The sequence below is a fragment of the Brevibacillus reuszeri genome (genome assembly GCF_002897295.1).
GTDB lineage: Bacteria > Bacillota > Bacilli > Brevibacillales > Brevibacillaceae > Brevibacillus > Brevibacillus reuszeri_A.
The window spans coordinates 372,081-397,947 of sequence record NZ_BEXF01000001.1; the positions used below are offsets into that span (position 1 = coordinate 372,081).

21 protein-coding genes are annotated in these 25,867 nt (G+C 48.0%); 16 read left to right on the forward strand and 5 right to left on the reverse strand.

Annotation, left to right across the window (positions count from 1 at the left end):
* The first annotated feature begins 25 nt into the window (after positions 1-25).
* A complete protein-coding gene (locus tag C3B52_RS01880) occupies positions 26-2,452 on the forward strand; it encodes a heavy metal translocating P-type ATPase (protein WP_103104390.1) in 2,427 nt (808 codons plus the stop codon).
* A 26-nt stretch (positions 2,453-2,478) separates the two neighbouring features.
* Positions 2,479-3,096 carry a nitrite reductase gene (locus tag C3B52_RS01885; RefSeq protein ID WP_103104391.1) on the forward strand — a complete coding sequence of 206 codons (618 nt, stop codon included), beginning with the start codon at positions 2,479-2,481 and terminating at the stop codon, positions 3,094-3,096.
* Positions 3,097-3,204: 108 nt separating this feature from the next.
* On the opposite strand, the gene C3B52_RS01890 is transcribed toward C3B52_RS01885, so the two are convergent.
* From C3B52_RS01890 to C3B52_RS01905, 4 genes are all read right to left on the reverse strand, one after another.
* Positions 3,205-4,173 carry a globin-coupled sensor protein gene (locus C3B52_RS01890; RefSeq protein WP_103104392.1) on the reverse strand — a complete coding sequence of 323 codons (969 nt, stop codon included), beginning with the start codon at positions 4,171-4,173 and terminating at the stop codon, positions 3,205-3,207.
* 231 nt (positions 4,174-4,404) lie between these two features.
* Positions 4,405-5,280, reverse strand: coding sequence for a DUF4367 domain-containing protein (locus C3B52_RS01895; protein WP_103104393.1), 876 nt, complete (start codon positions 5,278-5,280; stop codon positions 4,405-4,407).
* Complete coding sequence (locus C3B52_RS01900; RefSeq protein WP_103104394.1) at positions 5,267-5,860, reverse strand: sigma-70 family RNA polymerase sigma factor; 594 nt, start codon at positions 5,858-5,860, stop codon at positions 5,267-5,269. Before C3B52_RS01900 ends, C3B52_RS01895 begins: the two co-directional genes overlap by 14 nt.
* 296 nt (positions 5,861-6,156) lie before the next feature.
* Positions 6,157-7,107, reverse strand: a complete 951-nt coding sequence (locus C3B52_RS01905; protein ID WP_103104395.1) for an aminopeptidase — start codon at positions 7,105-7,107, stop codon at positions 6,157-6,159.
* Positions 7,108-7,303: 196 nt separating this feature from the next.
* Between C3B52_RS01905 and C3B52_RS01910 the strand changes: the two genes are divergently transcribed.
* From C3B52_RS01910 to C3B52_RS01945, 8 genes are all read left to right on the forward strand, one after another.
* Positions 7,304-8,923: an ABC transporter substrate-binding protein gene (locus C3B52_RS01910; RefSeq protein ID WP_103104396.1), complete on the forward strand. Its 1,620-nt coding sequence runs from the start codon at positions 7,304-7,306 to the stop codon at positions 8,921-8,923.
* Between the two features lie 95 nt (positions 8,924-9,018).
* Complete coding sequence (locus C3B52_RS01915) at positions 9,019-9,978, forward strand: ABC transporter permease (RefSeq protein WP_103104397.1); 960 nt, start codon at positions 9,019-9,021, stop codon at positions 9,976-9,978.
* 6 nt (positions 9,979-9,984) lie between these two features.
* Positions 9,985-10,884 carry an ABC transporter permease gene (locus C3B52_RS01920; protein WP_103104398.1) on the forward strand — a complete coding sequence of 300 codons (900 nt, stop codon included), beginning with the start codon at positions 9,985-9,987 and terminating at the stop codon, positions 10,882-10,884.
* A gap of 58 nt (positions 10,885-10,942) precedes the next feature.
* Positions 10,943-11,953: an ABC transporter ATP-binding protein gene (locus C3B52_RS01925; RefSeq protein WP_164684669.1), complete on the forward strand. Its 1,011-nt coding sequence runs from the start codon at positions 10,943-10,945 to the stop codon at positions 11,951-11,953.
* Positions 11,946-12,926: an ABC transporter ATP-binding protein gene (locus C3B52_RS01930; protein WP_103104399.1), complete on the forward strand. Its 981-nt coding sequence runs from the start codon at positions 11,946-11,948 to the stop codon at positions 12,924-12,926. Before C3B52_RS01925 ends, C3B52_RS01930 begins: the two co-directional genes overlap by 8 nt.
* 20 nt (positions 12,927-12,946) lie before the next feature.
* A complete protein-coding gene (locus C3B52_RS01935) occupies positions 12,947-13,894 on the forward strand; it encodes a DUF1177 domain-containing protein (protein WP_103104400.1) in 948 nt (315 codons plus the stop codon).
* On the forward strand, positions 13,891-15,171 hold the full coding sequence (locus C3B52_RS01940) for a M20 family metallopeptidase (protein WP_103104401.1): 1,281 nt from the start codon (positions 13,891-13,893) through the stop codon (positions 15,169-15,171). The genes C3B52_RS01935 and C3B52_RS01940 overlap by 4 nt, the downstream gene beginning before the upstream one ends.
* 49 nt (positions 15,172-15,220) lie before the next feature.
* Positions 15,221-16,000, forward strand: a complete 780-nt coding sequence (locus C3B52_RS01945) for an IclR family transcriptional regulator (protein ID WP_103104402.1) — start codon at positions 15,221-15,223, stop codon at positions 15,998-16,000.
* A gap of 80 nt (positions 16,001-16,080) precedes the next feature.
* Here C3B52_RS01945 and C3B52_RS01950 read toward each other — a convergent pair whose 3' ends face one another.
* Positions 16,081-18,123: a sigma-54 interaction domain-containing protein gene (locus C3B52_RS01950; protein ID WP_103104403.1), complete on the reverse strand. Its 2,043-nt coding sequence runs from the start codon at positions 18,121-18,123 to the stop codon at positions 16,081-16,083.
* Positions 18,124-18,367: 244 nt separating this feature from the next.
* On the opposite strand from C3B52_RS01950, the gene C3B52_RS01955 reads away from it, so the two are divergent.
* Genes C3B52_RS01955 through C3B52_RS01980 form a run of 6 tightly spaced genes read left to right on the forward strand, consistent with a single transcriptional unit; the run spans position 18,368 to position 25,855 of the window.
* Entirely contained in the window at positions 18,368-19,981 is a 1,614-nt protein-coding gene (locus C3B52_RS01955; RefSeq protein WP_103104404.1) for a glutathione ABC transporter substrate-binding protein, read from the forward strand.
* A 44-nt stretch (positions 19,982-20,025) separates the two neighbouring features.
* Positions 20,026-20,946: a nickel ABC transporter permease gene (gene nikB, locus C3B52_RS01960; protein WP_103104405.1), complete on the forward strand. Its 921-nt coding sequence runs from the start codon at positions 20,026-20,028 to the stop codon at positions 20,944-20,946.
* A gap of 17 nt (positions 20,947-20,963) precedes the next feature.
* Positions 20,964-22,499, forward strand: a complete 1,536-nt coding sequence (locus C3B52_RS01965) for an ABC transporter permease subunit (RefSeq protein ID WP_103104406.1) — start codon at positions 20,964-20,966, stop codon at positions 22,497-22,499.
* 7 nt (positions 22,500-22,506) lie between these two features.
* Entirely contained in the window at positions 22,507-23,475 is a 969-nt protein-coding gene (locus tag C3B52_RS01970) for an ABC transporter ATP-binding protein (RefSeq protein ID WP_103104407.1), read from the forward strand.
* Positions 23,468-24,460 carry an ABC transporter ATP-binding protein gene (locus tag C3B52_RS01975; protein ID WP_103104408.1) on the forward strand — a complete coding sequence of 331 codons (993 nt, stop codon included), beginning with the start codon at positions 23,468-23,470 and terminating at the stop codon, positions 24,458-24,460. Before C3B52_RS01970 ends, C3B52_RS01975 begins: the two co-directional genes overlap by 8 nt.
* 18 nt (positions 24,461-24,478) lie before the next feature.
* Positions 24,479-25,855 (forward strand): M20/M25/M40 family metallo-hydrolase, encoded by a 1,377-nt coding sequence (locus C3B52_RS01980; protein WP_306418803.1) that lies wholly within the window; start codon positions 24,479-24,481, stop codon positions 25,853-25,855.
* Positions 25,856-25,867 lie beyond the last annotated feature (12 nt).

Below are 25,867 nucleotides of genomic sequence, written 5' to 3' on the forward strand. Positions count from 1 at the left end.
AACTACCTCGGAAGGAGGGAATTTTATGCAAGCGATTAGCAAAGAAAAAAAACAGGCAACCTTGCAACTAACAGGGATGACGTGCGCTGCTTGCGCCATCAAAATTGAAAAAGGCCTGAACAAGTTAGAAGGCGTCGAGGTAGCAAATGTGAACTTCGCTATAGAAAGAGCTACAGTCGTCTACGATCCAGAAAAAGTGGATGTCGCCCAGATGGAGCAACGCATCCAGAAGCTCGGGTACGATACAGCGAAAGAAACGACCGACCTGCAACTGATCGGGATGACTTGCGCAGCATGTGCCGTAAAGATAGAAAAAGGGCTGAACAAATTGCCAGGTGTCCTAAAGGCTACAGTGAATTTCGCGATGGAGACGGCCCATGTCGAGTACAATCCGGCAGATGTGTCTGTTTCCGATATGCAGAAGAAGGTGGAGAAACTCGGCTACCAAGCGGTTCCCAAGCAGGAAGAAGCGAAACCGGGAGAACATCGCCAAAAAGAAATCGTACGGCAAAAACGCAAACTGTTCATTTCCGCGATCCTCTCCCTTCCCTTGCTTTGGTCTATGGTGAGTCACTTTTCCTTTACATCGTGGATTTGGATGCCGGATTTGTTTATGAATCCTTGGTTCCAATTGGTTTTGGCTACTCCGGTTCAATTTTATGTAGGGAAGCAGTTTTATGTCGGCGCATTTAAGGCACTTCGCAACAAAAGCGCAAATATGGACGTACTTGTGGCGCTTGGAACGTCGGCTGCGTATTTTTACAGCCTTTATCTAACGCTTGAATGGGCTACCGCCTCGGGTGATACCCATCATGGTCCGGCGATGTATTATGAAACGAGTGCGGTATTGATTACACTCGTTATTCTCGGAAAATTGTTTGAAGTGCTAGCCAAAGGCCGTACGTCTGAGGCTATCAAAACGCTAATGGGGCTACAGGCAAAATCCGCACTCGTAATACGCGATGGCCAGGAATTGATGATTCCGGTAGAGGAAGTGGTTGCGGGTGATATCGTCTTGGTGAAGCCGGGGGAAAAAGTTCCGGTGGATGGAGAAGTCATTGATGGGGCTTCCGCCGTGGATGAGTCGATGTTGACAGGCGAAAGCATTCCGGTTGAGAAAAAAGCTGGAGACACTGTTATCGGTGCGACCATCAACAAAAATGGCAGGTTGAAAGTGAAAGCGACGAAAGTGGGCAAAGAAACAGCTCTTGCGCAAATAATCAAAGTCGTAGAAGAGGCTCAAGGGTCCAAGGCACCGATTCAGCGGGTAGCGGATCTGATTTCCGGCATTTTCGTACCGATCGTAGTCGGTATCGCACTCGTCGCCTTCCTGGTCTGGTTTTTCTGGGTAACCCCGGGCGACTTCGCCAATGCGCTTGAAAAAGCAATCGCGATTTTGGTCATCGCATGTCCGTGTGCCCTTGGTTTGGCGACCCCGACTTCGATTATGGCCGGTTCGGGACGTGCCGCGGAGCTTGGTGTGCTATTTAAAGGCGGAGAACATTTGGAAGCGACACACAAAATCGAGGCGATCATTCTCGATAAGACGGGTACCGTGACTAAAGGAAAACCGGAACTAACGGATGTTGTTGCAGAACAGATCGATGAACAGTCGTTCCTGCGTCTTGTCGGCGCTGCCGAAAAGAATTCGGAACATCCGCTTGCAGAAGCGATTGTGTCCGGCATTGTAACAAAAGGTATCGAAATACCAGATACGGATGAGTTTGAAGCTATTCCCGGGTTCGGCATTCGTGCAGTCGTGGAAGGCAAAGAAGTTCTAGCCGGGACACGTAAACTGATGACGAAATATAACGTTTCAGTGGAGCAGTTTGAAAACATGTCGAGGTTGGAGCAAGCAGGGAAAACGGCGATGCTGATTGCCATTGACGGCCAATATGCCGGCATGGTGGCGGTAGCCGATACGATTAAAGATACGTCGAAAGAAGCGGTTGCGAGATTGAAGCAAATGGGCATTCAAGTCATTATGATTACTGGTGACAATGAACGCACCGCAAACGCGATCGCCAAGCAGGTAGGCATTGATCATGTACTCGCAGAAGTACTGCCGGAAGGAAAGGCGGAAGAAGTGAAAAAGCTGCAAGCACAAGGCAAGAAGGTGGCCATGGTTGGTGACGGTATTAACGACGCACCTGCTCTGGCAGTCGCAGATATTGGGATGGCGATCGGAACAGGCACAGATGTTGCGATGGAAGCAGCGGATGTGACCTTGATGCGCGGAGATTTGAACAGTATCGCGGACGCCATTTTCATGAGTCGTAAAACCATGAGCAATATCCGGCAAAACTTGTTTTGGGCGCTTGGGTATAACACTTTGGGCATTCCAATTGCGGCTATCGGACTTTTGGCTCCATGGATTGCCGGCGCAGCAATGGCATTAAGCTCAGTGTCTGTAGTACTCAATGCACTTCGACTACAAAGGGTGAAAGTATAGTTTCAACAAAAGAGGAGTGCAATCATATGGGGAAAAAGAAATTTGCAGTTACTCCCGGTTTCGAGGTAGGAGGAACCATTTTTCGGCCGGAGCAGTTGGCAGTTCTCGGATCGATCGTGGGTGAAGATGCAAAAATAGAAATGACCACGTTTAAACAGCTTTACGTGGAAGTACTGGAAGAATGTGAGGAAGAGATAAAAGAAAAACTGAAAGCAGCAGGGCTCGAAATTCACCCTGCCGGTTTTTACACCAAAAGCTTAATCACGTGCAATTTTTGCAGAGGAGCAGAAGACGCAGGGCTGGATATAGCAAAGAAGCTGGACGAAGTGATCGCTGGTCATGCAGTTCCTAACCCGCTAAAAATCGGCTATGCCGGTTGTGCGTTGGGAACATCAGAGCCATTGCTAAAGGATATAGGAATCGTGAAGATGAAGGATACATTCGATATTTACGTGGGGGGAGAGAGCAAAGGGCTGAAGGCAAGGCTTGCCCAGTTATTCCTGTCAGCATTAACCGAAGAACAGTTGGTTGTAGTTGTACAGAAATTGATACAATTTTTCCAACAAAATGGAAAGAAAAAAGAAAAATTCTCAACCTTTATAAATCGGGTATCGGTTGAAGCACTACACGAAGCAGTCGTGTAAAAAATAGAAATGAGTGCGGATGGCGCTGCCTAGGCTGTCATTTGGGCATCCAAAGATGAACGGCCAAAGAAATAGACTTCTTTGGCCGTTTGGCTTTGACGATAGCGATTATCTGCTATGTAGTCGGTTCGAAATTTCATCCAGCTTATGTATGATCGAAAATAATTGCTCGGAGGTAGTATCCAGTTCTTCCGCAGAAACGGATGACAAGGAAACCTGTTGGTCGATTTTATGTAACTGATTGTTAATGTTCAGCAGTGATGTGTGTATATTTTTCGAAGAGGTGCTTGATTTATCGGCTAATTTTCGTACTTCATTGGCAACGATAGTAAAGCCCCGCCCGTGCTCTCCTGCTCTGGCAGCTTCAATGGCAGCGTTGAGACCAAGCAGGTTTGTCTGGGTGGAAACATCTGCGACAAAGCCGCTGAGCTTCTCAATTTCTTCGTTTTGTTCCTTGAGCACATGCATGGATTGAGCAATTTCATCATTCACTTCACTAAGCTTGGTGGCGGACTGCGCAAATACGGAGGAAATCCGAATGGCTTCCTGAGTAGTAGCGGTCAGCTCTGTTGCCATTTGCTCCATATTTTCTCGATACGTTCGGTTTTCCCGCGTTGTGTCCCCGATGTACTGCTCCAGAATGATGGCGGAGTCAAAAAACAATCTTTTGGTCAGCGCTTGATAATAAAGAGCAGCGTCCGGCAAACAGGGGATTCTTTCTGCAAAAAGGCGTAAATAAAGCGAATATCCACCCAAGAACCAGGAGGCTGATAAACCGATACGGGCATGTGTAGAACCGATTCGCTGCCGGCTTTTAATATAGTCTTCATCAAGTGTGTCAGAACCGAGTGATTCCAGATACCACATCTGTACTTTCTTCAAGCTTTCTACCGATGCGTTTGCTTGAATGATCCGATTCAGGTTGGCGTACTTATCCAATTCTTCGTAAAAGCAATCTACCATTTCTTCCGCATGCTTTCTGATAAAGTCCTTGTATTTATGCAAGAGCTGCAAATCTTCATCCGTCAGACCATAGTAGGTACATAGCTGGCTCCACTTTTTCTCCAATGCAATCATGATGATCCCTTCTTATCTATCTTTATAGTAGCAAGCACTTTCAAATTTTAACAAATGATGAACAGTTCAAAACTGAGCATTTTGTGAAACATTACATATTATGGAATGAGGTACATATGTAAATGTAGGCTGGAATATCAGAAAGGGAAGGAAATGGTAAAAGAGTTGCATAAAAAAGAAGGATAGGGAAAGTCCCGATCCTCCTCATGTACGTACATAATTTAATTGCTGCTATTTGAACGAATTCGCGATTTTTAGTGCTTCATCTTTTCCAAAGCCTTTGCAGAACAAGGAGTAGCTGACACCTTCCTGTTCCCACATCAAGGTATGGGGCTCGATCCATGCGGCATTGTTGCCATTTACGCTCAAGGAGTGGACATTGCTTGATGTCGCTACACCAAAAGCAGTTTCCTGTTTGAGCACGCGAGTCATCAGCACAATTTCTTTATCGGGGCCACTAAAATACAAGTCCATGTACTGGTCGGCACCTTCGCCTTTAAACCCGCTGGCCTCCTTGAACGAATAGCCAGCTGGCAAATAGGTGGGGCTGAGCAGCTTGTAGCTTACCGTTTTTTGCGCCTCAGCCAGAGTAGCGTAAATGGCGCGATCAATTTCCAATGGCTGATCATTTGCAATGACCAAAGTTTTCTCCGAGTCTTGTACAAGACTAGCGTTTTGTTTGTCGACAGGAGGTGCTTGATCTTCCATCTGCATGACACTCGTATAGCCTAGCTGCACGATTTTGCTAATAGACTCTGTAGCATGATTCGCAAATGCCAGGAGTGGTTCAGAAAATGCTATCGCTCCTACCAGCGTAATAACAGCTACAGCAGCAGCAATTTTCCTTGTAAAAAACCGCGAGCGTAATCCCATCTGCTTTTCCATTCTTTTTTCCTCCTTAATCCAAATGGCGATCACTTTTTCCCGAAGCTTACTTTTCTCAGGTAGACCATACTCCGAGCTGAAGTCCACCTTTTTTAAAGCTGAGCTGATTTCGATCATTTCCGCGTATTCATCCGATGCTTCAGGTCTTTTTGGCGGCTGCTTCCCGTTCATGATCAAATCCAAATCCTCGTTAAAGTGTTTGGCGACTTTATCTGTCTTCATCGTTACCTTCCCTTTCTTTCAAGATGGAACGAAGCTGTCGCAACGAGCGGTAAAGAATCACGCCTACATTGCTTTCCGAAAGTCCCACGATCTCAGCAATTTGATAGTTTTTCAGCTCTCCGACGAATTTGAGAGATAGGATTCTGCGCTCACGCTCCTTGAGATGAGAAAGGGCGCGGATCAGCTCTGTCTGCTCGTCATTTTTCGAGGCGGCTTCCTCGGGACTGATTTGACCGGAAATCATCTCCTTGATGCTGTCCAGCGAAAACCATTGTCGGCGTTTTTGCTTCCGGTAATAGTCGTTGACTGTATGGTGTGCGATCGAAAACAGCCATACCTCGAAGGGAGCGCGTTCCGGGCGGAATGTAGCCAGCTTTTGGAGCACTTTCTCAAATACTTGACTGGTCAGTTCTTCCGCTTCGCACGAATCTGAGACGCGATAACGCATATAGTTATAGATTCGCTTGTGGTAACTATCAAAGACATCTCTGAAAAATGTGGAGTTAGTAGAAGTCTGGTCAGTCTCGGTTGCAGAAAGGGCAAAGCCCTGATTCAAAATGGAAGTCGAGTTATTGTCCATTTTCACCCTCTTACCTTTCGTTTAAGTACTTCTTAGCTAAGAGACTCTATACGTATATACGCCTGGGGACATAAACCATTACAAAGGGGAATAGAGCGCATTTGTACCTATGAATAGGAAAAGGACCACAGATGACTCCCCATCTGTGGTCCTTTTGGTAAACTGTCATTTTTCTATATTCACGTACTACCCCATACTGCTTTTCTATGTAAATGACAGCTCCTTAGTTAAGATAACATATTTATTCAAGTTTGTGGATGTATTTGTTGGTGTTGGAAACAAATGGTTGGTGTAAGCTAGCTGGAAAAAGTAAAGCTTCCTTTTTCCAGTACTTTTATGTCATCGATAAATACATCTGGTTTGTTTACGATTAAATCAATATGTACCCCCGCTTCAATCGTTCCCCCGAATGTGATGTTGCTTCCAAAGGCGACATGGATCGTGCCAAACGCTTTTTCGTCCTCCAAAACAATCCCGATAATACGCGCTTTATGGTTTGTACCAATCCCAAATTCTGCAAGCATACGCCCGTCATTTTCACCCAATGTCTGGAGCAGTCTGTCAGCTACCGGACCTTGGACGTCGACGAGCCGTCCGTCCTTGATGGTAAGCAAATGCGGCTCTTCTACCATGCCGATTCCTGCAATGGAGCCGTCCACGATGATTTGACCGTTTGCCGAGCCCTCTACTGGAGCGATATAGGCTTCACCAGAAGGCAAATTGCCCGATTGACCTGCTTCCAAATACATGCCAGTACTGGGAACTCCGTATCTGGTTTCGATGGAAAATTGGAGCTGGTATCCATCCTTTTCAATACGTACCTGTTTGCCGTTCGTCAAAATTTGCGTCACGACCTCGGTGAGGCGCTTCACCTCGTTGTAGTCGGCAGCAATCGCCCCATCCTTGAACATGTCCTCAGTAATTCCCGGCATGGTCGCTACGCGTGTGCCATTTGCCGCGGCCACCTTTCTCGCCTGAGTGTGAGTCAAGGAATGCTTTGTAATGCAAATGGCTACATCGGCTTGCTTCATAGCCTCGGCGATTGCCTGAGGCGGCTCCTGACCTGATTTTTGTCGCTCCTTCATCACCATGAGGACGGTTTCTGCCCCAAGCTGCTTGCCTGCCTGATAGAGTGCCTCAGCCAAGGGGCGTTTGTCTTCATCCGTCACGATCACCAGCTCTTCGTTTTCTTTTATCCCTAAACAAGTTGCAATCAAATTACGGCTAATTTCGACCAAATGGTTCATTTGCAAAACACTCCCGCCAAAAAGAATGGAATCAATAACTGATTGTACTGAAATAAAACACTGTTCATCAAGATGAAAATTTTTAGATTTTTGAGTATTTACACTAAAATCATCAGGTGCTATAATCCAAAACGTAACACATATCGAACTACTGGTTCAATATTTGAAACACCTTAAACTACTGGGGGGATTCGTAGTGAGGAAATTTTTGAAGGGAAAAGCGTTATTTTCTGCGGTAACGGTTGTTTCCATGCTGGCACTTGCTGCTTGTGGAGGACAAAGCAGTGCTCCGGCACAAGACGGTAAGAGTACTGGACAAGAACAAGCTGCTGCTGGTGAACCAAAAGATGGCGGCGTATTAAAAATCGGCTTGTCCTCTACGGCTAAAACACTGGATCCAATCGCTTACACAGGTGCTTACGAATCAAACATCATTCGCAGTATTGGTGACACGCTCGTTCGCTACAGCGGCGATCTGTCCAAGATCGAGCCTAGCTTGGCAACCGAGTGGAAAGTATCAGATGACATGAAGGTGTACACATTCAAGCTGCGTGACAACGTGTATTTCCAGCCAGGTAAATACCAGGATGGACGCAAAATGACAGCTGAAGATGTGAAGTACAGCCTGGAGCGCTCCTCCAAGCAATCTGCTCTCAAGCGTCTTCGCGGCGTAGAGAGTGTGGAAGTTATCAGTGAAAATGAAGTTGCTCTCCATCTGGATCAACCAAATGCAGCTTTGTTGGCAATGCTGACAGATGGCGGTAATATCGTCGTTCCGCATGAAGAAGTAGAGGGATGGGGCGAGCAATTCGGCCAACATCTGGTCGGTACCGGTCCTTTCCAAATGGACAAGTTTAACCAGGACGATTCCGTAGCATTGAAACGCGCGGATAAATACTGGGGACCAAAACCGCATCTGGATGGCGTCGAGTTCAAATTCATTTCGGATGCCAACATGATGACCAACGCTCTGCGCTCCGGTGATATTGATGTCGTGACAGATGTAAAAGGCCAAAACCGTGCCGTTATTGAAAAAGACCAAAATCTGAATTTACAGACCAAACCAGGTCTTTCGATCGAATACATGGGCTTGAACCAAAATGAGGGTCCAACAAAAGACAAAAAGGTTCGTGAAGCTATCCGCATGGCTGTCGATGTGGAAGGACTCGTAAAAGGAGTATTCAAGTGGGGAGGAGCAGAGAAATCGTATCTGCCTTTGCCAAAAGCATCGTGGGGTTATGACTCTGCACTAGAAGCTTCCGTTCCAGCTTTTGATCCGCAAAAAGCGAAGCAGCTGCTTGCTGACGCAGGCTATCCGAACGGATTTAAAACAGAGCTGTATGTAATCGCTTCCCGTGTACCACAAGCAACAATCGCTGCCCAGCAGCTGAAAGACAACTTGAATATCGATGCAGAAATCAAAACCGTTGAGTGGGGAACCTTTAGCGATGTGGTAGCAAAAGGAAAAGCGCCGCTGTACATCATGGGCTGGTCCTGGTATCCAGATCCTGACTTCTTCCTCTATCAAATGTTCCACTCCAAACAAATCGGTTCTCTTGGAAACGGTTATGGCTACAACAATCCAGAGGTAGACAAGCTGCTTGATCGCGCAACTGCTGAAACAACAGACGAAGCAAAACGCAAAGAAATGTACGGCCAAGCAATGAAAATGATCAACGACGATGTTGTCCACGTAGAGCTCGGTCTGCTCGACGTAGCAACAGGCATGAAGAAGTACGTGGAAGACTACCAAGTACGTGCAGACAGCTCGATCTTCTTGGTGAACGAAGAAACAAACGTTTGGTTGAACAAATAAGGTCATAGCAAAAAGCGAAGAGAGGGATAACATCCTCTCTTCGACCATTCTTCATCCGAAGAGACACACAAATATCAGGAAGGAGGAGAGAAGGAATGCTTAAACTGATTCTCAGACGATTGGTCGACCTGATCCCGACATTGCTCGTAGTTGCTACCACGGTGTTTATCATCACACGAATGATTCCCGGTGATCCTGCAGCAGTGCTTTTGGGTCCGCAGGCATCGCCCGATGAAATTGCGAAGATGCGTGAATCGCTCGGTTTAAACCAGCCGATGTACCTCCAATATATTGATTTTCTCGGTAGTCTTTTACAGGGGGATCTCGGGACCTCCCTTGGGTATCATCAGCCTGTTTTATCGTTAATTTTGGAACGCTTTCCGAACACATTGCTTCTCTCCGTCTGTGCTCTTGCCATTGCACTTTTGATCGGAATCCCAGCTGGAATCATTTCCGCAACCAAGCAATACTCCGCATGGGATTACACCGTCATGATTTTGTCTCTCGTGGGCGTATCCATGCCGATCTTCTGGCTCGGCGTGATGCTGGTTCTGTACTTCAGTGTTCATTTAGGATGGCTTCCAGCAACGGGGATGGGCTCTTTATCCGAAGGCTTTGGAAGCGTCATCACTCACCTCGTTTTGCCGAGTATTGCCCTGTCGACCATTCCGATGGCGACATTCGCTCGTATTACACGCTCCAGCATGCTTGAGGTTATCAGACAGGACTACATCAAGACAGCTCGGGCCAAAGGTCTTCGCGAATTTTTCGTCGTATGGAAGCATGCTTTGAAAAATGCAATGACGCCGCTGTTGACCGTGATGGGGATGCAAATTTCCTCGATGCTGGGCGGGGCGGTTTTGACTGAGACGATCTTTAGCTGGCCTGGGATGGGACGTTTGGTTGTAGATGCGATCGAAAATCGTGACTTCGTTGTCGTCCAAGGAACGGTGCTATTTATCGCTGTGATTTTCGTCTTGATCAATCTGTTGGTCGATATTTTATACACCGTGGTCAACCCGCGGGTGAATCTTTCCAATAAAGGGGAGGGCTGATACGACATGAGTAATCAAGCGCAAAATATCTCGCCAGTATCGGTCCCACTCGCTGCGAAGAAAAAAAGCAAAGAAAACAGTGTGTGGAGACGCTTGCTGAAAAACAAGCTGGCATTGGTTGGTATGATCATCATCGCGATCATGGTCATTTTTTCCGTGTTTGCTCCGCTTATTGCCACTCATCCGCCGAATGCGATGGATTTGGCCAACTCCTTGTCTGAGCCAGGGGTGGATGGACATATTTTGGGGACGGATAACTATGGACGCGATTTGTTCAGCCGGATTATTTACGGAACGCAAATCTCTTTGATCGTCGGTATTTTTGCTATCGGGCTAGGCGGCATGATAGGAACCTTGCTCGGTTTGGTGGCAGGCTACTACGGCGGAAAATGGGACGCAATCATCATGCGTTTGATGGATGGTTTGTTTGCCTTTCCGTTTATCCTGCTTTCCATCGCGCTGATGACAGTGCTGGGTGCCGGATTGTTTAACGTAATTTTGGCGATCGGGGTTGCCAACATTCCTGGATTTGCGCGGATCGTGCGTGGTCAGGTCCTCGCGGTAAAGGAAGAAGAATATATCGAAGTAACCAGATCTCTTGGGGCAAATAATTCCCGGATCATTTTTCACCATATCTTGCCGAACTGTATGGCACCGATCATTGTATACGCCACGATGAATGTGGCTGGAGCGATTATTTCCGAAGCGGCTTTGAGCTTTTTGGGCCTCGGCGTTCAACCGCCAACCGCTTCCTGGGGCAGCATTTTGAAGGACGGAAAAGATTTTCTCGTTCTTTCTCCGCACATGGCTACTTTTTCCGGACTGGCGATTCTATTATCCGTACTCGGCTTCAACCTGTTCGGTGATGGCCTGAGGGATGCTCTGGACCCAAAAATGAAAGTGTAACGATCGCAAGCATGCAAAAATATCTTCACCATTACTTAGGCATTGGGGTGAAAGGGAATTGGCAAAACCAGATGTGCTTCTTAGTGTGAAAGATTTGGCTGTCTATTTTTATTCGTCTGGAGTCGTCAAGGCGGTTAATGGCGTGAGTTTTGACTTGAGACAGGGAGAGACGATCGGAATCGTAGGAGAATCTGGATCGGGTAAAAGCGTAACCTCCACCGCCATCCTTGGGCTGATTCCGTCTCCCCCGGGAAAAATCGAGCGAGGCAGTATCGTCTTTGAAGACAAGGACCTGACGAAGCTGTCACAGGATGAGATGAGAAAAATCCGTGGGAATGAGATTTCAATGATTTTTCAGGACCCGATGACATCTCTCAATCCGGTATTTACTGTTGGGAATCAAATTATTGAGGTTATCCGCCTGCATCAACAGGTAAACAAGAAAGAGGCTCGCACAAGGGCTATAGAAATGCTAAAGCTGGTCGGAATTCCAGAGCCAGAAAAACGGCTGGAGCAATACCCGCATGAATTTTCCGGTGGGATGCGCCAACGTGTCATGATTGCGATTGCCCTGGCATGTAATCCAAAGCTGTTGATTGCGGATGAACCGACGACCGCATTGGATGTGACGGTTCAGGCGCAAATTTTAGAATTAATGAAAAAGCTGCAGGATGATTTGAAAACATCCATTATTATGATCACGCATGACCTGGGAGTTGTCTGGGAGAGCTGCCAAAAGGTACTCGTCATGTATGCCGGTAACACGGTTGAATATGCAAACGTCGAGGATTTGTACCAAAATCCGCTTCATCCATATACATGGGGATTGCTCGATTCCCAAATCAAGTCCGATACGGTAGGCAAATTGCCGTCGATTCCAGGTAATCCGCCTGACTTGCGCAACGAAATTGCAGGCTGTTACTTCGCTCCGCGCTGTGCGTACGCTCAGGAAAAATGCTTTACCGAAAGACCGCCGCTCGTAGAAGTGAGTCCAGAGCATATGGTTGCCTGCCATTTTCAAACAACCGATCATCGCCTGAAGCGGGAAGGAGGAGAAGCGAGTGAGTGAAACCATTTTGCAGGTCAACAACATCAAGAAGCACTTTCCCGTAAAGGATTCAGCCCTGTTCGCCAAACCTACCAAATTCGTCAAGGCCGTCGATGATGTCAGCTTTGAGGTGAAAAAGGGAGAGACGCTTGGAATTGTTGGCGAGTCTGGGTGTGGAAAATCGACTTTGGCAAGGCTCATTATGCAGCTGATCCGTTCGACATCCGGCTCGGTCATTTTCAATGGTCAGGACCTCGCCTCCCTTTCTGAGCAAGAATTGAAAAAGGCGCGAAAATCGATCCAAATGATTTTCCAAAACCCGTACGCTTCGCTCGACCCGCGAAAAACGGTAGAGCAGCTCGTGATGGAGCCGCTTGTCATTCATCAGGTAGGTACTCATCAGGAGCGTGTGCAAAAAGTGCAAGAGCTGCTAGAGGTAGTAGGACTAAGCGATTACCATGCTACACGTTATCCGCATGAATTCAGCGGAGGACAAAGACAGCGGATCAACATCGCCCGCGCGCTTGCGCTGCATCCGGATGTCGTCATTTGTGATGAGTCGGTTTCCGCTCTGGACGTATCGATTCAAGCTCAGGTCATCAACCTGCTAAAAGAGCTGCAGGCCAAGTTCGATCTCACTTACATTTTTATCTCGCATGACCTTAACGTCGTTCGTTATATCAGTGATCGGATCGCTGTCATGTATTTGGGACGAGTTGTGGAGATGGGGACGTATGAAGAGATTTATCACAATCCGCAGCACCCTTATACCCGAGCGCTTCTCTCGGCAGTGCCAAAAGAAAGCCCGCTGGTTAAAAAGGAGCGCATGATTTTGACCGGGGATGTACCAAGCCCGATGAATCCGCCTTCTGGATGTCATTTTCACAAGCGTTGTCCGTATGCCACGGATCGTTGCAAGACAGAAACACCTGCGCTGGAGTTGTTTGAAGGGCAGCATCTGGTTTCTTGTCATCTACTAGGAGATATATCATAATAGCAGAGGAGACTTGTTTTATGTCATTCAAACATGTCATTGAAATGTATGATCTCATGGATAGTGCTTTTGTCAGCGGGACTGACCTGAAAGAATATTTTGAGCAGCGTCATTTTTCGAATGTAGAAGTCACTACCATTACTGGAAATAAAGGCAAGACTGATTTTGTAAAAGTGACGATTAAAGGAAAAAATGGGAAGAGCAGCGGCGGCGCTGCACCGACACTCGGCGTTATTGGTCGCTTGGGTGGAATTGGTGCACGCCCTGAGCAAATCGGATTTGTTTCCGATGGTGACGGAGCACTGGCTTGCATGGCGACAGCTGCGAAGCTAGCAGACATGCAGCAGCGTGGCGATATCTTGGAAGGAGACATCATCCTTACTACCCATATTTGCCCGGATGCTCCGACACTGCCGCATGATCCGGTGCCATTCATGAATTCACCTGTCGATATGATGACGATGAATCAGTACGAAGTGGTAAAAGAGATGGATGCGATCCTGTCGATTGACACCACAAAAGGAAACATGATTCTCAACCATACCGGATATGCCATTACTCCTACCGTAAAAGAAGGCTATATCCTGCGCATAAGCACCGATTTGCTAGAAGTCATGAAGCAAACATCAGGCAATATGCCTGTGACGCTGCCGATTACGACGCAAGATATTACCCCGTACGGTAACAATGTTCACCACATCAACAGCATTATGCAGCCATGCGTAGTGACTGACAGTCCAGTCGTTGGAGTTGCTCTGACGACACAAGTGCCTGTAGCTGGTTGTGCGACAGGGGCTACACATCTCGTGCATGTGGAGCAGGTCGTGCGCTTCGTGATTGAAGTGGCCAAGCTCTACGGTGTTGGCAAGTGCGATTTCTTCGATCAAAAAGACTTTGAGCTGATGAGCTCTTTATATGGAAGCATGAAGCACCTTCTGACTTTGGATGGGAAGGTGAGCGTATCATGAGCGAGCACACTAACAAACTGAAAGACCTGGCTGTCGCTGCGGTTGAAGAGAACAAAGACGAATTGATCGAGCTGTGCTGCCGTCTGATTCAATTTCCGAGCGAAAACCCCCCCGGTGATTCTGAGCCGATCAGCCGTTACATTCACGAATATTTGGAGCGGTTTGGAATTGAAACACAGTGGCATGAAGCTGGGCCCAAAATGTTTAACCTCATCTCGCGGATTGGAAATGCAGATGTGGGCGGAAAACGACTGATTTATTGCGGTCATACGGACGTTGTTCCGGCTGGTGATCTCAGCAAATGGGAATTCGATCCGTTTAGCGGAGAAGTCAAAGACGGCTGGATTTTGGGCCGTGGCGCTTCCGATATGAAGGGTGGACTTGCTGGTCTCATTTTTGCAGCCACGATCTTGAAGCGACTCGGGGTGGAATTGCCCGGGGAATTAATTTTAGCGATCGTTCCTGACGAGGAAACAGGTGGAGAGCTGGGCGTACCGTGGATTTTGGAGCGCAAGCTGGTAGAGGGAGACGGCTGCCTGATTGCAGAACCGTCCTCACCATACAACCCGACTTTGGGACAAAAAGGCTCCTGCTGGTTCCAGTTGACTGTTTACGGCAAGCCTGCACATGGCAGTCTCGGACCCATTGCCGGGAAAAATGCGATCATTGATGCAATGAGAGCGATCGAGTGCATTCGCACTGTATGGGATTATCCGGTTACCATTCCGGATGAAGTGAAGCCGCTCGTGCAAATTTCCAAAGAGTACATGCTCGGCACAGAACGTGAGCCGTACCAAGGCGTCCTGGAACGGATTTCCTGCAACATCGGTACGATCCAGGGTGGAACGAAGTCGAATGTCGTACCTGACACCTGCACAGTCGAAGTGGATTGCCGCCTGCCGTTTGGCGTGACAAGAGAAGAAGTAATGGGGTATATTCACGGTAAGCTCGATGCGCTGGGAATCGACTACGAAATCAAGCCGTTTGGCATTATGAGTCATGCCAACTACACAGACCCTGCTGATCCTGTATGCCGCGCGATTGTCGACAACATCACGTATGTGACGAAAGAGCATGCTTACGGTGTGCAGCAGTGGGCAAGCAGTGACGCCAGACACTTCCGCGATTACAACATTCCGGTTCTGCAATATGGACCTGCGTATTTGCCAAGCATTCACAATTTCAATGAAAAAGTGCTGGTAGAAGACGTCATTCGTTGTGCAAAGGTGTATGTGGCAGCTGCTATCGATTTTTTGTATGAGAAAAAAGAGGCATAGGTCCCCTCGGACTATGACCACTCTATAAACGTGTTGAAGGGGAGTCGTCGTGTTAAAAACGCTGGATCAATCACTTAAGCTACTGCAGTTGTTCACAAAAGAAAAGCCGGAGTGGGGAGCTCGGGAATTGGCCAAGGAGACCGGTTTGAATCATACGAATGTGTACCGTGTCTTGTCGACTTTTGAGGCAAACCGTTTTCTGGTGAAAGACCCCGAAACCAAAAAATATTCCTTGGGTATTCGTTTGTGGGAACTCGGTTTGACGATGAGCGAGTCGTTCCATGTTTCACGACTGATTCGTCCCATTTTAGAGCGCATGATGGAGGAAGCTGGAGAATCGATCTTCTTGACGAGTCTGGACGGGGATGAGGGATTGACTCTCGATGCTCTGGAGCCTGATCATGTCGTGAAGTTTTCCGTTTCCGTAGGAAGCCGATCGCCCTTATTCGTCGGAGCGTCCTATCGTTCGATCATGGCGTATTTGCCAAAAGAGAGAATCGAGCGGATCATCCAGCAAGGATTAAAGCAGTATACGAAAAACACGATTGCTGATCCCGATCAATTGCGTGCAGAGCTGGCGCGTATTTTGGAACAGGGGTGGGCGCGCAGTACGGGTGAATATACACCTGATGTATTGGCGATTGCTTGTCCGTTGTTCCACCCAGACGGTCATATTATGGGGTCGCTGACGATATCCGGACCTCATTACCGTATGCCGGAAGAGAAGATCGAAAAGTATCATGAGATCTTAATGCGCGGGCAAAAGGACATAGACAAGCTGATCAAAGAGTATCGGATTGATTTGGCTCGCTACTATGTGTTTGGATAATTAACGCAAATGGTAAGTGTACCCTAGGTGTGAGCTAGGGTGCACTTTTTTTGTGGGTAACGAGCATCTCATACTTACGCTTACTCCAACATTCTCAAGCCTGCTTCTGTCAATCTCGTCCCAAATCGCCCGCGATTTTTTACGATATATCCCCGTGACTCCAGCACTTCCAATCGGGTTCGAATCTGCTGCTCGCTCAGTGGCCTTGCCCAACCCGAGCTCATTTCCGTTATCTTTCGCCGATTCGGGGTTTCTCCTCGCTTCGCTATGTCCTGAATACTCCGCAAGATGTTCAGCAGCTCGTCTTCTTCATCAGGAATCACCGGAGCTTTCGGAATCGCGCCAGAAGTCCGCTCCTGGGCACCAGAGGAAGAATCACTGATCGGATTGGTGCTTTGCAGGGGAATATTTTCGATGTGAATCGTATTCTCCTCGCAGACAGCAAGCATGTAATCGATAGTGTTCTTTAGCTCCCGTACATTCTCGAGCCACGGCAGAGAAGCGAGTCTCTCGACGACCTGCGGCATAACCGTTACATACGGGTGTTTGCTTTGTTGGATAAAATGCCGAACCAGGAGGGGGATGTCATCCGGTCGATTACGCAGGGAGGGGAGATCGACGAATAGCACCCGCAGCCGATGATACAAATCTTCGCGAAACGTTCCTTGTTCAATCATGTGCAGCAAATTTTTGTTGGTGGCAGCAATAATCCGAACATCGATGGGGATGATTTTGCTTCCGCCGATGCGCATGATCTCTTTTTCCTGCAGGACACGCAAAAGTCGTGCTTGGAGCTTCAGACTACTGTCGCCAATCTCATCCAAAAAGATGGTGCCGCCATTTGCCTGCTCGAACAAGCCTACTTTTCCACCCTTTTTAGCACCAGTGAACGCGCCGTCATCATAGCCGAACAGCTCGCTTTCCATCAGATCCTCGGAAATGGCGCTGAAATTGACAGCCAGAAATGGTCTGTTGTCTCGCAGCGAGGCATTGTGGATAGCACTTGCAAAAAGCTCCTTGCCTGTTCCACTCTCACCTTGGATCAGAAGCGTCAGGTCTGTCTTGGCCAGCTTTTTGCCGATTGCTTTTGTTTTGGTGAGCGGAGAGCTTTCCCCGACGATATCGTCGAACGTGTATTTTGCCACAAATCCTTTCTTTTTCAATTCGGAGCGCAGTGATCTTTCCAGCTCGATCGTCTTCCTCGCATTCTTAAAGGTGGCGACGAGTGACTGGTCGTTGTTAAGCGGGAAGCGATGAACGACAGCCTCAACCTGACCAAAAGTAAACCAGCGATCCTTCTCATCTGAGGAATCCAATAAAAATTCGATCAGCTCAGGATGATCGATGGCGTCGCCAATAGCTCGGCCGATCACACGGTTGGGCGAGACTCCAAGCAGATGCCCGAGCTCCTCATTGAATACGGTGATCTTGCCTCCTTGCGTAATGGTCAGGATTCCATCGTTGACGCCGTCCAGAACTTCATTTAAGTGCTTGTTCAGGTTCGTAGCAATTTGATTGGCATCCGCAAGCCGCTTGCTTAACTGAATAATTTTCCGTAAGTAGCGCTGAGAGATGACATCTTCTGGCTCATGAAGTTGAAAATGGTCCAGTATTTGATGGATCGTCGAAATGTCCATCAGGCGAGGACCGATGCTAACCACGTCCTGAACATGCTCAGGAATGAGTTCAAAAGCGCCAGGGGTCACTGCGATTTCAATTTTTCGCGCATTTTGAAGCCCGGGATAAAACGGGATGTAATGGATGTGGTCGATCCCCAGCTTCTTCAACGATTCAATCGATTCCATGCACGTTTCAAAGGAGTCGTTGACATAGAGGGCACGAGTTCCGGCAGGTAAATATAAGAGCTTGTCAATATTCTCATAGTTAATGATCCTTTTCGCGATAATGACCTTGCAGTCTGGTCCTATGCATGCCTTTACACTTGGCTCATCCAGCACGAGTGGATGAGAGAGTACGACCAGCTTATCGTGAAGGGATCTGGGGAGCTCTTCTTCAATGGAATAGCTGCTGATTTGTACATATCCGTCCATAATTTCCTGAAGTTGATTGACAAGTGCGGTGCGGGTATCTTTGCTCCCGGCCAGTAATACGAACTCGTTCATTTGCATTCACTCTCGCTTTTGGTTCTTTGGGTGTGTTTGGATAAAATGATTGCGAAAAATAACCGAATATTCTTTATCATAAACCAAATAGCCATTTGATGCACGGATAAGTGGAGGAGAAAACCAAGGCATATCAATGGTTTAAGAAAAGGGAGCAGCATAGGCAGCTGCTTATTTTTTTTGGCATGAATCATGCGTATGAGAACAGCAGCTTCACTTAATTGACAAAAGGGAGAGATTTCAGGTGAAAACGAGAAAAGGGTGGATTTTGCTCTCAGTCAGCTTGTTGGTGGCAGCGGCTGCGATAATGGGCTGTACCAGCAATTCGAGTCAAACACCGAAAACCAGAGCGGAAGCACCAGAGAATGCGCCTCATAAAGAAACAACCGAGGCGAAACAAAGTGGAGAAATAACAGTGGCGCTTGAAGCGGAAGCGACCTCACTGGATCCTTGGAATTCCACGGATAGCAACACACTGCATATTTTGTCCACGATGTTCGAAGGATTGCTTACGCAAGATGAAGATGGAGAGGTTATACCCGTTCTTGCAACCGATTACAAATTGAGCGACGATGCTACGTCCTTGACATTTCACTTGCGCAGAGATGTCCTCTTTCATGACGGTACGCCGTTTGATGCCCAAGTCGTAAAAAACAATCTGGATTACGTTCGCAACAAAGAGCATGGCATGGCAAGGGCAAGCTTCTTTGGCTTCATTAAGGAGATTACGGTTGTTGACCCTTATACGGTAACCGTCACAGCTAATGAACCAGACTCTGCGATGGTGGCTTATATGGCCCATCCATCTGCCAGCTTTAAATCACAGAAAGAACTGCAAAAGAAGATTGATGACCCAAATTACAACTTAGATCGCAATCCAGTGGGAACAGGGCCTTACCATTTTCATGAATGGAAGAACGGACAGTATGTGAAGGTAGCTGCCTTTGCAGATTATTGGGATAAAGAAAAAACGGCAAAGCTCGCTTCCATCCTGTTCAAGCCAGTGACGGAAGCGAGTACGAGAGTCAATATGCTCAAAGCGGGTGAGGTAGATATCGTGACTAGCTTGCCGACACTTGATGCACGAAATATGGGCTCTGATCCGAGTCTGGATGTTTATTCCGGTCCGTCGCTCAACATGCTCTATGTAGGCATGAATACAAAGCTGGACAAGTATAAGGACAAGCGCGTGCGTCAGGCAATGAACTATGCGATGAACAAAGAACAGCTGATCAGCCAGGTCGCGGACGGTTTTGGCACAGCTGCCGATTCGCCGCTTTCTCCACTGGTCAAAGGGTATGCGAAACAGCAAAGCTACGACTATGACGTGGACAAGGCCAAAGCGCTTTTGAAGGAGGCCGGCTACCCGAATGGCTTTACGGCGACGCTCTGGACACGTAACTCTACGGAGTTCGTGGCTATCGCGGAAAATATCAAGATCCAGCTGCAAAACGTAGGGATCAAGGTCGAGGTGCAAGCGTATGAGAGCGGCACGCTGTTCGAGAAGCTGGATGCGGGGGAAGGAACCGATCTGTATATCGGACGATGGGGAACTGGTACAGCGGAAGCGGATTGGGGGTTGCGGCCAAATTTTGCTTCTGACCGAGTGCCGCCAAACTACAATAACTCCGGCTTCTACATGAACAAGCAAGTGGATCAGCTGCTAGACGATGCACTGAAAGCGACAAACAGCGATGCGGCTAGGCAAAAATATGACGAAGCACAAAAAGTCATTATGGACGAAGCCCCATGGATTTTCCTGTACGTCCCAGATGTGGTGATCGCGAAACAAAAAAGTGTTTCAGATGTTTCGGTTACGCTCGATACCGTTCGCCTGAATAGCGCTTATAAACAATAGAATACATCTGGCATGCTTAGTTCCTTAAAAAGAAGGTGTATGGAATGGCAAAATATATTTTTGGTCGTGTTTTGGGGATTATTCCCATTCTGATAATCGTTTCGATTCTTTCCTTTTTGTTCGTGCATCTTACTCCAGGCGACCCGATCCGCATCATGTACGGGGCGGACATGGATCTGGCAACCTACGAGAAAGTAAAAGAAAAGCTGGGCTTTAATGATCCGCTTTATGTACAATACGGGCGGTATCTCAGTCAAATTCTGTCAGGAGACTTCGGCGTCTCTTTTAAAACAAAGACAAATGTTTCAGACGAGATTGGCAGAAGGCTTCTCTACACGCTGGGTTTAACGTTTGCCAGCATGTTTTGGGCTCTGGTCATCGGTCTTATCGTCGGAATTTATTCAGCAGCAAAACGTAAGTCCCTCTGGGATCGGATAGGGATCATCTCGACCACGACGATCATCAGCATCCCTGAATTTTGGTTCGGTCTTATGCTGATGCAAGTTTTTGCTGTTAAGCTGGGCTGGCTTCCGACAAGTGGGAGCGGTACGTTCGCCCATCTTTTGCTTCCGTCTATTACTCTCGGATTTGGCGTGGCTGCCATTATTGCCCGCTTTACCCGTTCCAGTGTGCTTGAAGTATTGCAGGAGGATTTTGTTCGCACCGCTCGCGCAAAAGGGCAGAGGGAGTCAGTCATTATTTGGACGCATGTACTTCGAAATGCACTGATTCCGGTGATTACGATGACCGGGCTGCAATTTGGATTCTTGCTGGGGGGAGCCGTGGTCGTTGAGCAGGTTTTTTCTTGGCCGGGCCTTGGATCGTACTTGATCGATTCCGTCCTTGCCCGTGATTATCCAGCGATGCAGGCGCTTATTTTGCTCTTTTCCGTCCAGTTTCTGATTATCAATCTAGTGGTTGATATCAGCTATAGTCTCGTGAATCCGCAAATTCGCTACGAATAACTAGGAGGAGCAGACGTATGAAGAAGACTTACTCTCCCTTTCACTTATTTCTAAAGAAATTCAAGAAACAGACGATGGCGGTTGCAGCCCTCTGGGGATTGATCGGTATCTTCCTGGTAGGGTTTGCAGGTCCGTGGATCACTCCCTATGATCCGAATCGGCCAGTGACTAAACAGTACGTGGAAAAAGGGATCGATCGCGCCAAAGAATTGTCCGGGATGATTCAGGTTACCGGAGTGATGAGCGATGGAACGAAGCATCCTTTGTCTGATCTTTCACTGCAAAGTACGAACCGGCAGATTGCCTCTGTCACTGGTGGTGTGAATGGTTCTGTCAGCATAACGCCTATTGGGCAAGGAAGCACGACGGTGTTGATTGCAAAAGGCAATGTGGCAACACAGGTCAAGCTGGACGTATCCATGGAGGATTCTGCGCCAATCGTCAGTGGGCTGCTTTTGCGTGGTCCGACTGACAGCGTAAAAAAGGGAGACACCTTCGAGCTTGAACTGGAGGCTTGGCTTTCCAATGGTGAGAAGCTCGTTGGCTTGGAACGCATTCGCAGCAAGCTCCAGCAATTAAGAGAGACAGGCAGCTCCACTGTTCAAGAAAATAACGGTTTCTTGTCAGGCAAGAAAAAGAAAGAAGAGCTGCAGATTCAGTACGAATCAACCAACAAAGAGGTGCTGCGGGTAAGTAACAAGGGAGTGGTGACTTCGCTTGCGCAAGGAGTTGGCGAGGTGAAAGTATCGCTTGGGGTTGTGTCAACGACCGTTCCTGTTGCAGTTGAAATGGAGCTGAAAGAGCCTGTACTCGTTCAAATATTGCCAGATCAAATGCAAATCGAGCTGCAGGATAGCAGCAAGCATCAGCAGCCGTCCGTTCTTCATTGGTTCGGAACCGATCACCAGAATCGGGATATTTTTAGCCGCGTCTTGGCTGGCACACGGGAAACGTTATTCATCGGATTTGTCTCTGTTGGTATCGGAGCAGTTATCGGAACGCTGCTGGGGCTTTTGGCCGGTTATTATGGCAGGTGGATTGATTCAATCATTACGCGTCTGACGGATATACTGCTGGCGTTTCCCGGGATTCTGCTTGCGATTGCAGTCATTGCTGTGCTGGGTGCGGGGATGGCAAACATTATTTTCGCGGTAGCGGTTTTTACGGTTCCCATCTTTATCCGCATTGTCAGAGGGAGTGCCTTATCGCTCAAGCAAATGACGTATGTCGAGGCGGCAAAGTCGATTGGTGTGCAAGACTTTGTCATTATCATGCGGCATATTTTACCTGGTATGCTGCCCGTTGTCATGGTTTATTTGACGATGAGAATTGGCACAGCGATCCTGCTTGGCGCGGCTCTGAGCTTTCTCGGATTGGGTGGAGACGTTACCGCACCGGAATGGGGAGCGATGTTGAGCGCGGCCAAAGACAACAGTCGAAATTTATTTTACCCGACCTTTTTTCCCGGGATTGCCATCGTGCTGACTGTAGTCTGTTTCAATCTGTTTGGTGATGGGCTGCGAGATACGCTCGATCCCAAGCTAAAGGAGTAGGAGTAGGATGAAAAAGCCGATTTTAGAGGTCAAAGAACTACAGGTGTCTTTTGCAAAAGAAGAGCATCAGATAACGGTCGTCAATGGCGTTACTTTTGTGGTTTATTCGGGTGAAACGCTCGGGATCGTCGGTGAGTCAGGCTGTGGTAAAAGCATCACATCCCTTTCCATAATGGGCTTGATTCCGAGGCCGCCTGGACGTATTTCCGGTGGACAAATCTTGTACAACAACATGGATTTGACCCAATTGTCAGAGGAAGAGATGAGGAACGTACGGGGAAACGAGATTTCGATGATCTTCCAGGAGCCGATGACCTCCTTAAATCCTGTTTTTACGATTGGCCGGCAAATCGATGAAATTATTCTCTTGCATACATCGGCTTCAAGACAAGAAGCGAAGCAGCTGTCAATCGAGATGCTCCAGCGCGTCGGAATATCGCGCGCTGAGCAAATCTATCAAAGCTATCCGTTCGAGTTGTCCGGTGGAATGAGGCAGCGGGTAATGATCGCGATCGGAATGGTATGCCAGCCAAAGCTGCTGATCGCAGACGAGCCGACGACTGCGCTGGATGTGACGATACAGCTGCAAATTTTGGATCTCATGAAAAATTTGCAGGCAAAGGAAAACACAGCGATCATGCTGATCACCCACGATCTGGGGGTCGTCGCGGAAATGTGCGACCGTGTTTTGGTGATGTATGCAGGGGAGGTCGTAGAAGAGGCGGACGTGGATGACTTGTTCCATGATCCGAAGCATCCTTATACCACCGGCCTGTTGCTATCCATTCCTACCTCAGAGGCAAAGAAAAGCCGCTTGTACTCGATTAAGGGGCAAGTACCGCCAGCAGGGACAATTACGAGGGGCTGCCGCTTCGCCGAACGTTGTGAGCACGTCTTTGACCGCTGCTGGGAGGAAGACCCGGAGCTCGTTGTGGTCGGAGAAAATCATACATGTCGATGCTGGCTGTATGCCTAGGAGAACGGGAGGCGTTTTAGTGGAACCACTGGTAGAAGTCAAAGAGCTAAAGGTGTATTTTCCAGTCAAAAGTAAGATGCGGCAAAAAACGAATACGGTTGTGAAAGCAGTTGATGATGTCTCTTTTGCCATCAGGCAGGGGGAGACGCTTGGACTAGTTGGAGAATCCGGCTGTGGGAAATCGACCACAGGACGGGCCGTTTTACAGCTGTTCAAACCGACATCAGGTGAAATCAATTTTGCAGGAAAGCGACTGTCGACCTTAACTGCGAGTGAGATGAGGCAGCAGCGCAAGCATTTTCAAATGGTGTTCCAGGACCCGTTTTCGTCACTAAATCCGCGTTTGACGGTAAAAGAGATTCTTGATGAACCGCTAAAAGCACACAGGTTGGGTGATGCGCGGGAACGTGAGGAAAAAATTCGCCAAATCATGGAGGTTTGCGGGCTTAATCACACATATACGAATCGCTATGCCCACGAATTTTCGGGAGGTCAACGACAGCGGATCGGAATCGCACGTGCACTGATCCTACGCCCACAACTAGTGGTAGCAGATGAACCAGTGTCCGCCCTGGATGTATCGATCCAATCGCAGATACTCAATCTCATGCAGGATTTACAAGAAGAGCTCCAGCTCACCTATTTATTCATCTCTCATGATCTTGGGGTCGTGCGGCATATATGTAATCGAGTGGGTGTCATGTACTTGGGGAGAATGGCCGAGCTTGCGACGACTGAAGAATTGTACGCCAATCCGCTACACCCCTATACCCGAACATTATTATCCGCCATCCCGGTGGCTGACCCGCGATTGAGGAAGGAACGAATTATTCTGCAGGGCGACGTGCCGTCAGCTGCAAACCCGCCACAGGGCTGTGCTTTTTCGGGCAGATGTCCGAATGTGATGGAGATTTGCATGGAAAGCAGGCCACGTATGCAGCAAGTGACGGGTGAGCATCATGTGGCCTGTCATCTCTATGGATGAGGGAAAAGGAAGTACAAGATGGGAGAGAAGCTAGAAATGAACCTGGCTATTGTCAATGATTTGATCGAGGAGCGAAAAGAACAATATTTGCAGCAATTGTTTTCATTGCTCAAGCAAGAAAGCATCAGTACAACGAATGTCGGAGTACGGGAATGTGCCCAGCTGCTGAAAGAAATGATGCAGGCGAGTGGCATAGAGAGTCGCCTGATTGAAACAGAGGGACATCCTGTTGTTTATGGGGAATGGCTGAAGGCAGAGAATGCATTTACTGTTTTAATCTATGGGCATTATGACGTACAACCACCAGAACCAATCGAGGAATGGCAGTCACCACCCTTTGAACCAACCTTACGGGAAGGAAGAATTTATTGCCGAGGGGTGGGGGACAACAAAGGGCAATTGATGGCGCAGGTACTGGCGATCAAAACGTATTTGGACAGTTTTGGTGAGTTGCCAGTCAATGTGAAGCTGGTTTTTGAAGGGGAGGAAGAAAACGGCAGCCCACATCTCGCGTCGTTCGTTGAGCGACATAAAGAGCTTTTGGCGTGTGACCTAGTCTACACCTCTGATGGACCGATGCATGTTAGCGGCATACCTTCTGTCGAGCTGGGGGTCAGAGGAATTCTTGGAGTCGAACTTGTAGCCCACGGAGCCAAGTGGGATCATCATTCAGGAAATTTGGGAAATATCGCCCCCAATCCGGCATGGATGCTGATCGACCTGTTGAAAACAATGCGCGACGAGCAGGGAAGGGTGCTGATCGAAGGCTTTTACGATAACATCCGTCAGCCAACCGCCTACGAGCTTGATTTGTTTCGCAAGCTGCCCTTTGATCGACAAGAGTTGATCAAGCAGATTGGATACACAGATATTGAAGAGGATGCCGAAACCTTTTATCGGCTGCTATCGTTGGAACCTACCTTCAATATTTGTGGCTTCCATAGTGGATACGGGGGAGATGGCTCCAAAACGATCATACCGGCCAAAGCCAGCGTGAAAATGGATATACGGCTTGTTATTGATCAGGACCCGGACGACATTTACCAAAAGCTATGCAGGCATGTCAAGAAACACGCCCCAGCTGTCGAGGTATTGCATCAGGGAGACATGAGGCCATCACGGACTTCGGCTGAACTGGAAATTGTGAAAGTGGTGGTGGAGGCGGTAAAAGATGCCTATTCCATTGATCCGTTGCTAGTGCCTGGTGTCGGTGGCAGTCTGCCTGATTATGTCTGGACGCAAATTCTCGGGGTACCATCCGTGATGGTCCCGTATGCCAATGCCGATGAGGCGAACCATGCACCAAATGAGAACATGGCAGTTGAGCTGTTTTATAAAGGGATTTCGTGTACATGCCATGTACTGCATCGATTAGGAGAGTTTTCAAGGATCTAAAAATAAATCCAG

Excerpts from the sequence above, each read along its gene's own strand:
- C3B52_RS01880 (WP_103104390.1), top strand. The coding sequence starts at position 26 with ATGCAAGCGATTAGCAAAGAAAAAAAACAGGCAACCTTGCAACTAACA.
- C3B52_RS01885 (WP_103104391.1), top strand. The coding sequence starts at position 2,479 with ATGGGGAAAAAGAAATTTGCAGTTACTCCCGGTTTCGAGGTAGGAGGA.
- C3B52_RS01890 (WP_103104392.1), bottom strand. The coding sequence starts at position 4,173 with ATGATTGCATTGGAGAAAAAGTGGAGCCAGCTATGTACCTACTATGGT.
- C3B52_RS01895 (WP_103104393.1), bottom strand. The coding sequence starts at position 5,280 with ATGAAGACAGATAAAGTCGCCAAACACTTTAACGAGGATTTGGATTTG.
- C3B52_RS01900 (WP_103104394.1), bottom strand. The coding sequence starts at position 5,860 with ATGGACAATAACTCGACTTCCATTTTGAATCAGGGCTTTGCCCTTTCT.
- C3B52_RS01905 (WP_103104395.1), bottom strand. The coding sequence starts at position 7,107 with ATGAACCATTTGGTCGAAATTAGCCGTAATTTGATTGCAACTTGTTTA.
- C3B52_RS01915 (WP_103104397.1), top strand. The coding sequence starts at position 9,019 with ATGCTTAAACTGATTCTCAGACGATTGGTCGACCTGATCCCGACATTG.
- C3B52_RS01920 (WP_103104398.1), top strand. The coding sequence starts at position 9,985 with ATGAGTAATCAAGCGCAAAATATCTCGCCAGTATCGGTCCCACTCGCT.
- C3B52_RS01935 (WP_103104400.1), top strand. The coding sequence starts at position 12,947 with ATGTCATTCAAACATGTCATTGAAATGTATGATCTCATGGATAGTGCT.
- C3B52_RS01940 (WP_103104401.1), top strand. The coding sequence starts at position 13,891 with ATGAGCGAGCACACTAACAAACTGAAAGACCTGGCTGTCGCTGCGGTT.
- C3B52_RS01950 (WP_103104403.1), bottom strand. The coding sequence starts at position 18,123 with ATGAACGAGTTCGTATTACTGGCCGGGAGCAAAGATACCCGCACCGCA.
- nikB (WP_103104405.1), top strand. The coding sequence starts at position 20,026 with ATGGCAAAATATATTTTTGGTCGTGTTTTGGGGATTATTCCCATTCTG.
- C3B52_RS01965 (WP_103104406.1), top strand. The coding sequence starts at position 20,964 with ATGAAGAAGACTTACTCTCCCTTTCACTTATTTCTAAAGAAATTCAAG.
- C3B52_RS01970 (WP_103104407.1), top strand. The coding sequence starts at position 22,507 with ATGAAAAAGCCGATTTTAGAGGTCAAAGAACTACAGGTGTCTTTTGCA.
- C3B52_RS01975 (WP_103104408.1), top strand. The coding sequence starts at position 23,468 with ATGCCTAGGAGAACGGGAGGCGTTTTAGTGGAACCACTGGTAGAAGTC.
- C3B52_RS01980 (WP_306418803.1), top strand. The coding sequence starts at position 24,479 with ATGGGAGAGAAGCTAGAAATGAACCTGGCTATTGTCAATGATTTGATC.